The sequence below is a fragment of the Cerasicoccus frondis genome (assembly GCA_031296915.1).
Taxonomy (GTDB): domain Bacteria; phylum Verrucomicrobiota; class Verrucomicrobiia; order Opitutales; family Cerasicoccaceae; genus Cerasicoccus; species Cerasicoccus frondis.
The window spans coordinates 169,552-184,248 of sequence record JAVDPC010000009.1; the positions used below are offsets into that span (position 1 = coordinate 169,552).

Consider the following 14,697-nt stretch of genomic DNA (forward strand, 5'->3'; position numbering starts at 1 on the left):
ACGTCAATCCTTCGAGACTATACGACATGCTAAGTTCTATCATAGATTCGCTCCTTGGAAATCCACTCATGACGCTGTTTGCCTTAATTGGCATTGGGCTGATCCTCGGCAGCATCCAAATTAAAGGCATCACGCTCGGCTCTTCCGGGGTTATTTTCATCGCCTTACTGGCGGGGCATTTTGGCGGAACGATCCCCGCTGGCGTCGGACAAATCGGCTTAACGCTGTTCGTCTACTGTGTCGGCATCGGTGCGGGCAGTCGCTTCTTTGGGGCTCTCAAACGCGAAGGCAGCCAACTGGCAAAACTGGCGCTCGTCGTGGTCGGCGTAGGCGCGTTGACCACTTGGGGGCTTGCCAAATACTTCGACATCAGCGCCGCCATGGCGGTGGGCGCCTTTGCTGGAGCAATGACGAGCACTCCGGCCTTGGCCGCTGGATCAGAGGCCGCCGGCAACCTGGAGACAGATGTCGTAGTTGGCTACGGCATTGCCTATCCCTTTGGCGTGATTGGCGTGGTGTTGTTTGTCCAGTTGATCCCCAGATTGCTACGCTTGAAAATCGAAGAAGACACTGCGGAAATCACCGGTGGCCTTGCTACGAAGATTGAACGTCGGCTCGTCCAAGTGCTTAACCAAAACCTCTACGGCAAACGTCTCGCCGAATGCAGCCTGAGCGACCTCAAGGGCTGCCAAGTATCACGCGTGTGGCGAAACAATCGCTTAGAGCCGGTGCGCTATGAAGACGTCTATGCCGAGGGGCAGTTGCTCTTGCTCGTGGGTGACATCAAGGCGGTCAACATTGCGACCGAACTAATCGGCAAAACTAGCGACCAAAGCATCGTCCTCGACGCCGACAACGAGCGCCAGCAAATGGTCGTCGTTAAGCAAGATCTAGTCGGACAGACCATGGCGCAGGTCGATCCGCTTCGCCAGCATGGGGTAACCATCACGCGCATTTGCCGTATGGACTTCACCTTCGTTCCCGATCAAAACACACGCTTGGAAAAAGGCGACATCCTCACCGTTGTTGGCGCGAGGGATCGCTTAACCAACTTCGCTCAAACCCTCGGACATCACTCCCAGGCCGTATCTGAGACCAGCATTGTCTCAATGGCCATTGGACTCACGCTTGGTGTCGCCCTCGGGCGAATGAGCATTCCGCTGCCATGGGGCGACACTTTCTCCCTTGGCTTGGCGGGTGGTCCGCTAATGGTCGCGTTGCTATTGGGACACTTTGGCCGCGTAGGCGGCATCGTAGGCTACATTCCCCGACCAACCCGCATGATGCTCCAGGAAATGGGTCTGGTCTTTTTCCTCGCCGACGCCGGCATCAAGGGGGGCGCATCCATGGGCGCCGCGATCCAAAACGAGGGCGCAAAAATATTCCTCGTGGGCGCATTGATCAGCATCGTGCCGATGATCGTTGGCTACCTGACCGCTCGCAAGGCCATGAAGTTGACACTTGCTCAAAGCCTCGGCGGCATCTGTGGCGGCATGACCAGCACCCCTGCCCTCGGAGCCATTGTCTCTAAAACTCACCAGCAAGCGCCCATTGTAAGCTACGCCACGGTCTATCCAGTAGCTGTCATCATGATGGCGCTACTGGCAAAATTCCTCATCAAGCTAATCGGCTAACCCTGTTTACCGCCGTGTATTCAACACCAAACCTCAACCATCATGAAAACGAATGCGATATCTCCTCCCCCGCCCCGTCAAGTTTGCAAGCATGAGATCAAGCAATGTCCACGTTGCGGCAGCGCCTTCGAGTGCAAGATGAATAACATCATCCATTGCCAATGCACACAGGTGTCGATGCCTAACGGCCTTCCTTCCTGGGTGGACGAGCTCTACGACGACTGCCTCTGCCCTCGCTGTTTGCGCATCCTCGCCACTGAGGCAAAGGAACGCCCGGAACAATAGAGAGGATTAGGGCTTCATTTGTTTTCCATGCGAGCGCGCCAGCTCAAGAAAGGCGTGGATATAGTCGATGTCAGCGTCGGTTTCCCTGATGCCGAGGTAGAGCTTTTTATCGACGCCCTTGGCGCCCAAGCGCACGGGGAAAACTGAGAAACGATCTGCATATTCTTCAACTAACCAGCGCGGCAACGCCGCAACCCCACGGCCACTCTCGACCATTTGTAACATGATGTCGGTGGTCTCAATTTTCTTATGCATTTTGGGGCTAATGCCAGCCGGCGTTAAGAAGCGCGTAAAGACATCGAGGCGGTCGATATCCACGGGATAGGTAATAAGCACTTCGCCGGTCAGCTGCTTGGGCTTTACGTGCTTGGCCTTGCGCAATGGGTGCTCCGGACCGACCACTAGGACTTGCTCGTAGTCAAAAACGGGCTCAAAAGAAAGACTCGCTTTGTAGAGTGGATCGGGCGTCACCAGCATATCGATCTCATGCCCGAATAAGGCGCCGATGCCGCCAAACTGAAACTTCTGCTTCACGTCTAAATCCACCGAGGGCCATGCCGCCAAATACGGCGCTGCCACCTTGAGTAACCAGCGGTAACAGGGGTGGCATTCGATGCCGATGCGCAACGTGCCACGTTCGCCTTGGGCAAACTGTTTAAGCCGCTCTTCAGCGTGTTCGAGTTGGGGAATGATTCGGTTCGCGGCGGCGATCAGGTATTCGCCAGCCTGTGTCGGGCGGAGACTACGCCCCTCGCGATACCAGACCTCCACGCCGAGCTGTTCTTCCAAGCGACGTATGCTGTGGCTCAGCGCAGACTGTGTCAGATAGAGCTTGTCCGAGGCTGCGGTTAGCGTGCCGAGCTCTTCCACGGCGCGTAAAATTTCCAGGTGTATGCGTTCGATCATGGCAAAATGACGATATTCGATTCATGACACAGTGTCATTGATACGTGAAAACATACCATTTTACTTCATTGGTTCAAGCTGGTATCCTTGGATAACTCAATAATCCAAACGAACATACTATGGCACACACTCACAACCTTGGGTTCCCTCGGATCGGAACCAAACGTGAACTTAAATTCGCGCTTGAGTCTTATTGGAAGGGACAATCCTCCCAGCATGACCTCCAAGCAGTCGGCGCTGATTTGCGCCGCGAAAACTGGCGCGAGCAAGCGAACTTAGACTGGGCGCCTGTCGGCGACTTTTCCTATTATGATCAGATGCTCGACATGAGTTTCACGCTGGGCAACTTACCCAAACGCGCACGCGGTTTTGAGGGTAACGAGCTAGACAATTACTTTCGCGTTGCACGCGGTCGCTCCACAGAGGGCGCCGAATCGAGTGGATGCTGCCATGGCATTGCGGCGGGCGAAATGACCAAGTGGTTCGACACCAACTACCATTACATCGTGCCCGAGTTCGACGCCGACACCACCTTCCAGCTCAACGCCAGTCGCGTACTGGATCAACTGTTGGAAGCGCAGGCGCAAAACGTCAATGCGAAGCCGGTTATCATTGGCCCCATCACCTACCTGGCGCTCGGCAAAGCCAAGGATGATTCCGACAAGCTCAACTTGCTAGCATCCCTCCTTCCAGTTTACGCCGAGTTGCTTGGCCAACTAGCAGATCATGGCGTCGAATGGGTGCAGATCGACGAGCCCATCCTCGTTACCGACCTTGAGGGCTCGTGGAAGGACGCCTTGAAAATCGCCTATCGCATTTTAAGCGAGGGTAAGGTCAAGCTGCTGCTCGCCACCTACTTTGGGGCATTGCTTGATAACCTACCACTCGTGGCGCAACTACCAGTGGACGGCGTGCATCTCGACGCCATTAATGCACGCATGGAAGTGAATACGCTAATCGATAAAATTTCCAGCGACCGAGTGATCTCCCTTGGTGTTATTAACGGACGCAACATATGGAAAACCGATTTAAACGCCACGCTAGACTGGTTGGAGCCTATCGCACAGCGCCTGGGCAAACGGCTTTGGCTCGCGCCATCCTGCTCGCTGCTTCACGTGCCCGTCGATCTCGATAGCGAGCAAACATTCGATCCAGAAATCAAGGAATGGCTCGCCTTTGCAAAGCAGAAACTAAGTGAACTGAATCTCCTTGCAACAGCTCTCAACGAAGGCCGCAACGCCGTTCGCGCAGAACTCGACGAGAACCAGAAAGCGATCAACACCCGGCGCCAATCGCCCCGCGTGCACAATCCCGCCGTGCAAACCGCTTTGTCCAAAATCGATGCGCAACTCGGCCAGCGCCAGAGTCCGTATCCACAGCGCGCGGCTGTCCAGCGCACCTTGCTCAATCTCCCGGAGTATCCCACTACGACGATTGGCTCGTTTCCGCAGACCAAGGAAATCCGTCAAACACGTAGCCAGTATAAAAAAGGAGCGATCGATGCCGACGCCTACCGACAGGCCATGCGCGAGGAGGTTGCACATTGTGTCCGTGAACAGGAATCCCTCGGCCTCGACGTCCTCGTACACGGAGAACCCGAGCGTAATGACATGGTGGAATACTTCGGCGAGCAGCTAGAAGGTTACACGTTCAGCCAGTTCGGCTGGGTGCAATCCTACGGCTCCCGCTGCGTCAAACCGCCCATTCTCTTTGGCGACATTACGCGCCCGAAGCCGATGACGGTCGATTGGATCACCTACGCGCAATCGCTAACCGATAAGCCGCTGAAAGGCATGATCACCGGCCCGGTCACCATCCTCAACTGGTCCTTTGTGCGCGACGACCAGGCACGCTCGACTTCCTGTTATCAGCTAGCCCTCGCCATACGCGAAGAAGTACTGGACTTGGAACGCGCCGGCGTTCGCATTATCCAGATTGACGAAGCCGCCCTGCGCGAAGGCCTGCCGTTGCGTAAATCCCAGTGGCAGACCTATCTGAACTGGGCTGTCGAGTCGTTCCGCATCACCGGCAACGGCGTCTCCGACGGGACACAAATCCACACGCACATGTGCTACTCGGAGTTTAACGACATTATCGCCTCTATCGCTAGTATGGACGCCGATGTCATTACCATCGAAACCTCCCGCTCCGACATGGAGTTACTCGACGCCTTCGATGACTTCAACTATCCGAACGAGATCGGCCCAGGCGTTTACGACATCCACTCACCCAACATTTCTTCGGTGGAAAACATCGTCTCACTGATGCAAAAAGCAGCCGAGCGTATTCCGCCGGAACGCCTTTGGGTCAACCCCGACTGCGGACTCAAAACCCGACAATGGAGCGAAGTCATCCCAGCATTAACGAATATGGTCACCGCCGCCAAAGAACTACGCGCCAACGTCTGTGTTCGGTAATTGCCATCCATATTTATTCCCCTCAAGCCCCGGTCATAAACCGGGGCTTGTTCGTTTAGTTGGAGACGAAGACTGCTAGTCGTCCGACGAAGTCAGCGCGTTGAGATCATGCTAAGTAATGACACAGACAATGCTAAGCCTTAGCACTGCCGCTGCTAAGTAATGACACAGGCCGTGCTAAGGAATGACATAGGCGGCGCCAAAGGCTTGGGCAAGGCGAATTGAGCATTTTCAAGGAACCGTTGCCACGACGTCAACGCTGTCCTAAATGGCGCCCCCTATAGCATGTTGAGTCGCATCTCTACCGAATTGATGATTAACCGGGAACGTGGCGCAAGAGGGGCTAGTCATGGGCAACGTCGTAGCGGACGCAGCGCCGTGAGATACGGGCGCGCTTGATGCCCAGCTTGTCCAGGACCCTGCGATCCTTGATTGAAAATGCTTCGCACAGCTCGTCGGCGGTCGCCCAGCGTGGCAGGTTATTTTGCGTGTGGGTTGGTATAGTTGCGTGTTGATCCATGCCTTATTATCTAGGACCCGCCACCTAAGGTGAAAATTTCCGCAACGGACATCAAATTTATTGGGGGAAAATTGCTGTTTTTGCGGTTTATACCAGCGGTTCTACCCTATTTAGCACATCTGCAGCCACACAAAAAAATCACCTAAACAGCCAACTAACAACGCCTTAAAATGGCAGGGAAGCCGGGATTCGAACCCGGAACCAACGGTTTAGAAAACCGCTGCTCTATCCATTGAGCTACTCCCCCAAGGTATTGAAAATATTCAACCTGCAGCGCATGGGCACGCTGCCATCATTCGATAGCGGGTAATATGTGGGTGCCTTAATTAACGGCAAGCAAATCTGCAACGAGGAACGATTAACCGGCAACACTCTCCTTCCAACAGCATCATGCGCGGCAGTCAGCGCAGACTCCATAAAGTTCCAAGCGATGCGATACGTCCGCGTATCCCATTTGGTGGGCAGCAGCCTCGAATGGAGCGACTGCGCATTCGCTTAAGCAATCAATTTTTCCGCATTGCCGACAAATTACGTGATGATGATGCCCATGCTCAGCGTCGATCAATTCATACAGCGCCTTCCCCTGCTCATTGCGCACAACCTGCACGACGCCAAGGTCCACAAAGGCGTCCAAACAGCGATAAAGCGTCACCAAGTCAAAGCTCTTGCGGCCCAGTTTGCCGTGTATCGCCTCGATGGATAAAGGCAGTCCGGCTTCATATAACACAGTCGCTAAACGCTTGCGAGTCGCGGTTACGCGCATGCCTCGATCGCGCAATTTATCAAGAACTCCCGATATGGATAATGCGTGGTGATGGTGATGTGACACAATTCAAATATTACCGCTCACGCGCAGCTTCTGGCAAGCCGTCAGGGTAAGAAATTACAATTCTAGGACACCACCTGCACACGGCAAAAAGTCCAACTTGCATACACGCCGCCTCCTTCTGCGAAATGCAGTCGATCATACTCCCTAATCAGCCTCCGTAAACCAGAACCAGTGATTTGACTACGGCTCACCGCACCAACTCCATGCAAGCTACGCATAAAGTCGAGTGCGCTTGCATAACGAAATGAACGATCTTCAACCTCGAAACGCTCCACCGCCCATCCGGCATTATGGAATGCGTTTCGCCACTCCTCCGCGTTTAACCAGGTAAGTGGTGAAGCCACTTCTCCCTGCAGGGCGCGGAGCTCTTGCAAAGTGGGGTCGATGTAAAACCCGTGCAACATGCGCGCCCCTTTAGGCAGTTGGTGGCGCCATAAGCCCAATACGCGAGTCGGGTCTGGACACCACTGCATCAAACTGGAGGACATCACGAAACCCACCGTATGATTCAACCCTACACCGGTCCAGGCATTGCCCTCGCGCCAAATCGCATTGGGCGCTGAAGCGCGCCCCAATTCCACCATTCTCGGAGCCAAATCCATTGCGACTAACTCCATAAAAGAGCCAACTGCATGATGGGTAAATATCCCCTCGCCAGCGCCATACTCCAACGCGCGACAATTGGCGCACAAGCCAGGGTCTAACCATTCGGCCAACCAAGCAGCCATCTCGCGCTGGACATCTGCGTGTAGTGCATAACAGTGCGCCTTTTCGTTAAAACGCATCATGCCGCAAGCCCCTTGATTAAGTTTCTAAAGTCGTGCCCGGCGTCAGGAATGATCAAACATTCTGGCCAAAGTTGCTGCAACTGCGCCCCATTGAGCAAAGCATCACTCTCGCCGACACAAGCATGTAAGTGCCCCCCTCGCCAAATGTCCAAACCCGGTTCAGCCAATTGCTGGATCCCCCAGATCAAGTCATCCACTTGATAGGGCAATTCAGATTTCACGCACATTCTAAGACCAGCAAATTCATAAAAGTCGTTCACTGCAGCAACAGGATCATGCCTGAGCCAGCGAAGGAGCACCCTTAAACGCCGTCCATCAACTCGCCCTCCCTTCAAAGCCGAAAGCTTCAAATCTAAAATAGGGGCCAGCAACATCGTCGATACAATCGGCAATTTCGCTTGCTCTCGCAACATGAGAAACGCTCCCAGGGAATAACCACCCAAACGCTCAACGTTTGCTGCGTCCATCAACTCAATTAACTTTGTAATACAAAGCTTACCAGGATAAAGCACCACGTGCTGATATTCTGGCCAGCGCTCGGAAAACGACTGTCGTTGAATTTCGGGGCAAAGCCCCCAGCCTCCAACCCAAAGCCAACGTTTCATGTTAAAGCTTCCTTGACCGCCTGGATGAGGCGGGCGGTATCGTCCACTGTCAATTGGGCATTTAACGAAATGCGTAAGCGACTACTACCAGTGGGCACGGTTGGAGGGCGCACCGCGCCGACTCGAAAGCCGTGCTGTTCTAACGTTTCCGCCGCTTTCATTGTCTTATCAGTATCCCCCACCACAACGGGAATGATCGGAGAATCCCCATCTGGCGCGTGCTTGATCAGTTGACGCAACTCACGGGAACGTTGCCGCCACACACTACGCTCAGCACTCATAGACGCGGCAAGGTCGATCGCTTTATTGGCCGCCGCCGCACAACCCGGCGCCAAATAAGTCGAGTAAATGAACTCACCCGCAAAATTAATCAGGTAATCGCGCAAACTTACTTTGTGAAACAAAGTATAAGCGCCCATCGAACCAAGCCCCTTCCCCAAGGTGCCAACCAAAACATCGACGCAATCCTTGACGCCGTTTTCCTCAACGAGACCACTTCCCCGCTCGCCATACCAACCAACAGCGTGCGCTTCATCCACGATCCATACAAAGTTAAATCGCTCCTTCAAATCGGCAATTGCCTTGAGATCAGGATAATCGCCATCCATGGAAAATACGGATTCCGTAACAACGAAGATCGTTCGCGCCTCACCCTCGTGCAGCGTGAGAAGCTCGGCAAGGTGACTGACATCGAGATGACGATAACGTTGCAAACGCGCTCCCGACCTCAAGACGCCCTCAACCATGCTCGCGTGTATCAGCCGGTCCGCCAACACAAGGTCTCCTCGTTGCGGTAGACGTCCCAGCAAAGCCTGATTCACCGCATAGCCGGAATTCCAGACGAGACCATGCTCAAAACCAGTCCACGCTGCGAGCTTCTGCTCTAGCTCGGCATGCGCATCAGTGTAACCTGAAATCAACGGCGAAGCAGAGGCAGAGGCGCCCCACTTTGCCGTTGCTGCTTGCGCCGCCTCGATCACCTCCGGATGTTGCGCCAATCGCAAATAGTCGTTATTGGATAAATCGATGGTTGGCGCGAGAGCGCTACGCGGGGTCAACGTGCGTCGCAACCCCTTATCAGAACGCTCGGACAACGCCGCATCTACTCGATCCCAAAACTGGCTGGTCACTTCAACCATGGGGCCTCCAGCTTACGCGGCAATTCCATGCCATAATCCTGCACCGCCCACAGAGGAAAAGCCAATTGGGTCAGCACGTCCTGATTGATCAGGCGTATTTCCGCCGCTGCATCTGCCTGAGCCTCGTTCAGCCACCAACCAGCCGGTAGTCCCTTGGCGCCTGCATAGTGCGCCAATAAGCGAGCCTGATTAATAGCGCCCAACCGGTCCCCCACAACCAACACCACGTAGTCAGCTTTGATTGCGATGGCGAAGTCAGCCCAATCACGTGGCGTGGCGCCAGCTTCCAAAGGAACACTGAGCCCACCAGCGCCCTCGACGATGCGCCAGCCGTCATCAGGCAAATCGTTAACCGCATTCACTAAAACATCAAATCGAAGCTCTTCGCCATCCTGTTGCGCCGCTTCCACCGGAGCCATCGGCTTCGAATATCTGCGCAAGGTCTGTGTCGATACTTTGCATTCCAAAGTTACTTTGTCTTGCAAAGCTTGGCTCACAAATTCCGCATCACCAAAGCCACCTTGCGCCACCCCGGTTTCCACCGGCTTCACCAAATGCACTGCCTGCCCCTGCCCGACCAACAAACGGGCAATGGAGGCCGCCACCCACGTCTTACCGACGCCGGTGTCATTTGCACTGATGAAGATTGTCGGCATCGCTCGTTAAGCCTTAGTGCTTTCGACCGGCTCCGCTTCTGCGTGATCGTGGTCGCAGTCGCCTTCACATGCATGCGCCCAGTATGGCGCGCCTTCTTCAAGATGCTCAGCAAACGGATCTTCGTGGTGGTGGTCGTGCGAAGGCACCGCAGCTTCACCATCAGCCGCAGCATGAATGGCGCGCGCATCGTCTGGGTTCAGCGGATGTAAACCTAGCTTGTCCAGCAGCTTGCGGTCATCGGTTGCACTTGGGTTTGCGGTCGTCAAAAGTTTGTCCCCAAGGAAGATACTGTTCGCGCCAGCTAAGTAACACAGCGCCTGCATTTCGTCGTTCATCTCCGTGCGACCGGCAGACAGGCGAACCATCGCTTTGGGCATAATAATGCGCGCGGTGGCGATCATCCGCACAAACTCGAAGCTATCGACAAACTTCTGATCCTGGAGCGGTGTGCCCTTCACGGCGACGAGTGCATTAATCGGCACGGAGTCCGGCTGCGGGTCCATGCTGGCCAACTCAAGCAATAACTTGAGACGGTCTTCGATGCTTTCGCCCATTCCAAGAATCCCACCGCTGCACACTTCCATACCTGCATCACGAACATTTTGAATCGTCTGCAAGCGGTCATCGTAACTGCGCGTGGTGATAATTTTGCAATAGTACTCACGCGAAGTGTCGAGGTTGTGATTGTAAACATCGCAGCCTGCTTCCTTAAGACGCTTGGCCTGCGCGGCGTCGAGCATGCCCAACGTGCAGCAGACCTCGAGGCCGATCTCCTTAACGCCCTTCACAGTCTCAACAATGTTGTCGAATTGCTTGGTGTTGTAAACACGACGCCAGGCGGCGCCCATGCAAAAGCGAGAAGCTCCGCCAGCCTTGGCAGCCTCTGCATCCTTAAGAATGGTCGGCGTATCGAGCAGCACCTCGGGCTCGACAAAGGTCTTGTTATGCGCGGACTGTGGACAGTAAGCGCAGTCCTCGGAACAACGGCCGGTCTTAATTGACTTGAGCGTGCAAAGTTGAACGCCAGCCGGATCTTGATATTTTTGGTGAACCTGCTGAGCCCGGAATATGAGCGTTGTAATTGGCAGGTTGTAGATGTCGCGTATTTCGTCGAGTGTCATGGTGTTGTTGGTTAAAATATTAATGCGCTAGATGTAAGCTTTGTGATGCAAAGTTTCGAGCAAGCCGGTTTTCAGAAATTCGATTTCGTCAGAAGAAATGATCAAAGGCGGCACAATGAGTAAGCTATCCGCCAAGGCTCGCAACAGGACGCCTTTCTCGCGCAAGGCGATGCAGAAATGCATGCCGCGTCGCTCTGAGGCGTCCCCCTTCGGCAATTCCAAAGCGCCGGCAAGACCACGCTGACGAAGCGTGAATGAGGCTGGCAACACATCACGCAGTTCGCGAAAAAAAGCATCAAACGCGGCGATCGTCTGATCCAGCGAGCCATTCGCCATCATTGCTTCGAGCTTCTCGATGCTTTTGAGCGCCACCACACAACCGAGCGGGTTACCGGTAAACGTGTGCCCGTGGAAGAACGCTTTGTATTCTCCGTATTCGCCCAGAAAAGCGTTGTAGATTGCTTCGCTGGTCACCGTAGCGGCCAATGGCAAATAGCCCGCTGTCAGCCCTTTAGCCAGACAATAGAAGTCCGGCCTGACGCCTTCACTTTCGCCAACCAGCATCGGCCCCAAACGCCCAAAACCAACGAAAACTTCATCTAAAATCAAGTGCGCGCCATAGGCCTGACAGCGCTTCTGAACTTCTCCCAAGAAGCCCTTGGGCTGAAACAACATGCCGCCGGCTCCCTGCACCCACGGCTCTAGAATAACGGCCGCCACTTCGGCGCCAAACTCCTCAAAATGCGCGTCAAGCGCAGCGAGGGAGTCTGCCATGTTGCTCGAGAATACCTCACCGCCAATCTCCTCACAAGTCGGCGCGGGTATTCGCTCAACCGGGAATTTCCAGGGATCAAACCGTTCGTGAAAAATACCACAATCGCCGACCGACATGGTCCCAAAAGTATCGCCATGGTAGGCGTTATTCAGCGCAATGACTCGCTTACGCTCAGGCTGGCCGGTGAGTTGAAAATACTGGAAGGACAGCTTCAGCGCAATCTCCACCGCATTCGAGCCATTGTCGGAATAAAAGACTCGGTCCAAGCCGGATAGTGAGCAGAGCTTTTCGGCAAGCATGCCGCCTGGCTCATGCCCCAGACCCAGATAGGTCGTGTGTGCAATTTTACCGAGCTGCTCAACGATGGCCGCATTGAGATCGGCGTCTTGGTGTCCGTGGACATTGGTCCAGATCGAGGCATTCGCGTCGAGGTAACGCTTACCCTCAGTATCGGTTAACCAGCACCCTTGCCCGCTCTCAATTTGCACACGGGGCAGGCTGCAATACTCCTGCATTTGCGTAAACGGATGCCAGCTCCGGCAGACATCTAATTCGTCTGCGGATTGCGCCTCAATGGAGTTCGACTGGAACGTGACTGGCATATTTTCGAATCTTATACTGCAAGAATATAAGATAAGACTTTCTTTTGTTAAGCAAAATCGACAGTTGCATTAACAAAAAATTTCCGCCTTCAGGCAAGGCGGAATCCAGAGAAGTTGCTTATGAGTTTAAGAAGCGTTGTGCTCGTCGCAGACGACCCGCACTTTCAGGTTCACCTGTTTGACAGTGTAGCCCATCTGCTTGATCAAAAAACGCTCGCGCAAAATGAGACACGCGTCGTGGAGAGGCGTGGTCTTGCCGCACTCATCACAGACCAGATAGGCTTGGGTGTCCACCCCGGAACCAATTTCGTAGAACTGCTTGTCGCCAGCGCCGTCGATTTCGCGCACCAGATCGCACTCCTCAAGCACTTTGATGGTGCGGTAAACCGTGGCCAACGAAACGAGTTCATCCACACGACGCGCGCTAGCCAGGAGCTGCTCAGCATTGAAGGGCTTTGACTGCTCCAGCACACTCTGAAGAATAACACGACGAGGCGCGGTAATCCGGTGGCCTGCTTGCTTCAGCAGGATTTCCCATTCGTCTAAGCGGTCAGATGGTTCCGAATGGGCGTTTTCGGACATGGTCAAGCGGCGGTGGCTTTAAAGCGGAAGACGAGTTCAATTGGGCGGCGATGCGACATGGTGTCCATCCGGACGCGCTCGATAGCGCGGTGACATAATTGTTCAAGGTCCGGCTGATCGAGCGTCACCGGAAAACATCCCGAGGGCGCATCGCCAGCTTGGATCGAAATTTCAATATGGTCCTCGATCCAAGATTTAAGCGGTTCCAACGCCGGTTGAGTGCGAGAATCTGACGCCTGGAGCAATTTAAAAAAGCACTGCACGCACTGGCCAGGCGACGACGGGCTCTGCGTCATCCCATACAAGTCCAGCAGACTGTCCGCCGCCTTGTAAAATGGCTGACAGAGGGGGCGAACCACCTCCTCGGGCAAAATGGGCATCTGCTGATTCAAGCTCATATGGGTTCAGTAAGACCGCGCCAAAGCCTGCCAATAGCGGTAGCTTTGAGCATTCTGTGAAGTCAGCCTGAAAATGAGATCACCGAAAACATCAACGGCTTCAAAGTAGCTAAATTCCTGCTCCTGGTCTCGGTACAAACCGATCCAGTAGTGGGCGATCGAACGGGTGTTCAAGCGCATCGCCCGGCCCTCGCCTCCCACAAAGATCCAACCATCACGGATGCGCTCCATCGCATGAGGCCGCAGAGGTGTGCAAATATGTCCGAAGCCGCCAACAACGCTCAGCATTACATCTTGTTTTTCTTCAATCACTTCCGCAAAAACTGCGGACACCAGATAATCGTCTCCGCCAAAGCCCATCTCGTAGTCCACCGGGCACCCATTGCCTGCGAAAAACGGGGCGCACCAAGCATCAGCGGCAACCAACGCATCAGCCGGCGCAGCATGACCAGCGCGCTCTATGGGCTGAAGCTCCGCCAGGCGGCTATAGGCGCCAAACTCATCGGGTGACAGACAGCGCAAGTGATAAGTTTGCGTCAAATCACGCATGGCGAGGCGGTCTGAATCTGGCGTCAGCGCCACCCGGAAGATGGCGTTGCGGTGTTCGTCAAAAAATTCCACCCCCATCAGCGTACCGCAATCACAGGCCTGCTCGTGGGTGGCAAACGCATACTGCCAACGGTCATGGTGCAAAACCAGTGACGCTTCACTCGAAGCCCCCCGCAACATTCCCCGCTGGGGCTGAAGGACCGGCAGTGAACCCGAATAACCCAAAATGCAATGTCGGTTGCGAGCAAAACACAACACCGGCTCCACACGCGACGCCGATTCCAGAATGCCTTCCGGCGCACAGTAGAGCTCGCATACATGCACCAACTCACTTTGGCAGGGTGAACCGCCAGCGTGCTTGGGCATGGCTTCCTTTGAGTCAGCCGAGTGTGGGTCGTTCTTATGCATCTTGCTGGATCGCCAGGTTTGCCTCAAAAAAGCGTCCCATCCAGGCGTCAAAGCCTTCGTCGAAATCGACGTCCAATTCCACGCGCTCCGCCAACGGCTTGGCGCCGCCCTTTTGCAAGGCTTCGTCCAAACGTCGACCACAGCCGCAGAAATCGTCGTAAGCGCTGTCACCCAAGGCGACAACGTAGTATTCCAAGTGGCTTACCGGCACCTTTTGATCATACAGCGCTTCGCAGAAGTCGATCGCGTCGTCGGGCGGCTCGCCGTCTCCCCAAGTGGAGAAGATCAAAACCACGCGCTGGGCGTCGGCAAAACGCGAAAGATCCCAATCTTCCGCGGCGTTCAGGGTGTGCTTGACGCCTTTGGCGTCACATTCATCAGAAAAACGTTCGGCCAAATCCTGGGCGTTGCCAGTAACCGTCCCGTAAATGATGTGAGTAGTGTTTTCCTTGAGACTCATATTCGCTATAATTAGACTGAGT

At 54.6% G+C, this 14,697-nt stretch carries 16 protein-coding genes and 1 tRNA gene; 3 read left to right on the forward strand and 14 right to left on the reverse strand.

The genetic code is table 11. The features are described 5' to 3' along the window. Positions 1–26: 26 nt before the first annotated feature. Entirely contained in the window at positions 27–1,634 is a 1,608-nt protein-coding gene (locus RBB63_RS09695; protein WP_309383598.1) for an aspartate:alanine exchanger family transporter, read from the forward strand. A 42-nt stretch (positions 1,635–1,676) separates the two neighbouring features. After that, on the forward strand, positions 1,677–1,919 hold the full coding sequence (locus RBB63_RS09700; RefSeq protein ID WP_309383600.1) for a cysteine-rich CWC family protein: 243 nt from the start codon (positions 1,677–1,679) through the stop codon (positions 1,917–1,919). Positions 1,920–1,925: 6 nt separating this feature from the next. Here the strand turns inward: RBB63_RS09700 and RBB63_RS09705 are convergent, their stop codons facing one another. Continuing rightward, complete coding sequence (locus RBB63_RS09705; protein ID WP_309383602.1) at positions 1,926–2,825, reverse strand: LysR family transcriptional regulator; 900 nt, start codon at positions 2,823–2,825, stop codon at positions 1,926–1,928. Positions 2,826–2,944: 119 nt separating this feature from the next. Here RBB63_RS09705 and metE point away from each other — a divergent pair, with 119 nt between their 5' ends. After that, complete coding sequence (gene metE / locus RBB63_RS09710) at positions 2,945–5,242, forward strand: 5-methyltetrahydropteroyltriglutamate--homocysteine S-methyltransferase (protein WP_309383604.1); 2,298 nt, start codon at positions 2,945–2,947, stop codon at positions 5,240–5,242. A gap of 343 nt (positions 5,243–5,585) precedes the next feature. On the opposite strand, the gene RBB63_RS09715 is transcribed toward metE, so the two are convergent. The 13 genes from RBB63_RS09715 to RBB63_RS09775 all read right to left on the reverse strand — a co-directional run bounded on the left by RBB63_RS09715 (position 5,586) and on the right by RBB63_RS09775 (position 14,675). Further along, positions 5,586–5,762: a hypothetical protein gene (locus tag RBB63_RS09715; RefSeq protein WP_309383606.1), complete on the reverse strand. Its 177-nt coding sequence runs from the start codon at positions 5,760–5,762 to the stop codon at positions 5,586–5,588. 171 nt (positions 5,763–5,933) lie between these two features. Then, positions 5,934–6,009 (reverse strand) — tRNA-Arg (locus RBB63_RS09720). A 141-nt stretch (positions 6,010–6,150) separates the two neighbouring features. Then, positions 6,151–6,591: a Fur family transcriptional regulator gene (locus RBB63_RS09725; RefSeq protein WP_309383608.1), complete on the reverse strand. Its 441-nt coding sequence runs from the start codon at positions 6,589–6,591 to the stop codon at positions 6,151–6,153. 62 nt (positions 6,592–6,653) lie between these two features. Next, positions 6,654–7,379 (reverse strand): methyltransferase domain-containing protein, encoded by a 726-nt coding sequence (locus tag RBB63_RS09730; RefSeq protein WP_309383610.1) that lies wholly within the window; start codon positions 7,377–7,379, stop codon positions 6,654–6,656. Further along, positions 7,376–7,984, reverse strand: coding sequence for a hypothetical protein (locus RBB63_RS09735; RefSeq protein ID WP_309383612.1), 609 nt, complete (start codon positions 7,982–7,984; stop codon positions 7,376–7,378). Before RBB63_RS09735 ends, RBB63_RS09730 begins: the two co-directional genes overlap by 4 nt. Then, positions 7,981–9,123, reverse strand: coding sequence for an aminotransferase class I/II-fold pyridoxal phosphate-dependent enzyme (locus RBB63_RS09740; protein WP_309383614.1), 1,143 nt, complete (start codon positions 9,121–9,123; stop codon positions 7,981–7,983). The genes RBB63_RS09735 and RBB63_RS09740 overlap by 4 nt, the downstream gene beginning before the upstream one ends. Beyond that, on the reverse strand, positions 9,111–9,779 hold the full coding sequence (gene bioD / locus RBB63_RS09745) for a dethiobiotin synthase (RefSeq protein WP_309383616.1): 669 nt from the start codon (positions 9,777–9,779) through the stop codon (positions 9,111–9,113). The genes RBB63_RS09740 and bioD overlap by 13 nt, the downstream gene beginning before the upstream one ends. Positions 9,780–9,785: 6 nt before the next feature. Then, positions 9,786–10,901 carry a biotin synthase BioB gene (gene bioB / locus RBB63_RS09750; protein WP_309383618.1) on the reverse strand — a complete coding sequence of 372 codons (1,116 nt, stop codon included), beginning with the start codon at positions 10,899–10,901 and terminating at the stop codon, positions 9,786–9,788. 27 nt (positions 10,902–10,928) lie between these two features. Next, on the reverse strand, positions 10,929–12,278 hold the full coding sequence (gene bioA, locus RBB63_RS09755; protein WP_309383620.1) for an adenosylmethionine--8-amino-7-oxononanoate transaminase: 1,350 nt from the start codon (positions 12,276–12,278) through the stop codon (positions 10,929–10,931). Between the two features lie 126 nt (positions 12,279–12,404). Continuing rightward, positions 12,405–12,860, reverse strand: coding sequence for a Fur family transcriptional regulator (locus RBB63_RS09760; RefSeq protein ID WP_309383621.1), 456 nt, complete (start codon positions 12,858–12,860; stop codon positions 12,405–12,407). A 2-nt stretch (positions 12,861–12,862) separates the two neighbouring features. Further along, positions 12,863–13,258: a hypothetical protein gene (locus tag RBB63_RS09765; protein ID WP_309383623.1), complete on the reverse strand. Its 396-nt coding sequence runs from the start codon at positions 13,256–13,258 to the stop codon at positions 12,863–12,865. Positions 13,259–13,264: 6 nt separating this feature from the next. Then, entirely contained in the window at positions 13,265–14,215 is a 951-nt protein-coding gene (locus RBB63_RS09770; protein ID WP_309383625.1) for a ChuX/HutX family heme-like substrate-binding protein, read from the reverse strand. Then, positions 14,208–14,675 carry a flavodoxin domain-containing protein gene (locus RBB63_RS09775; RefSeq protein WP_309383627.1) on the reverse strand — a complete coding sequence of 156 codons (468 nt, stop codon included), beginning with the start codon at positions 14,673–14,675 and terminating at the stop codon, positions 14,208–14,210. The genes RBB63_RS09770 and RBB63_RS09775 overlap by 8 nt, the downstream gene beginning before the upstream one ends. Positions 14,676–14,697 lie beyond the last annotated feature (22 nt).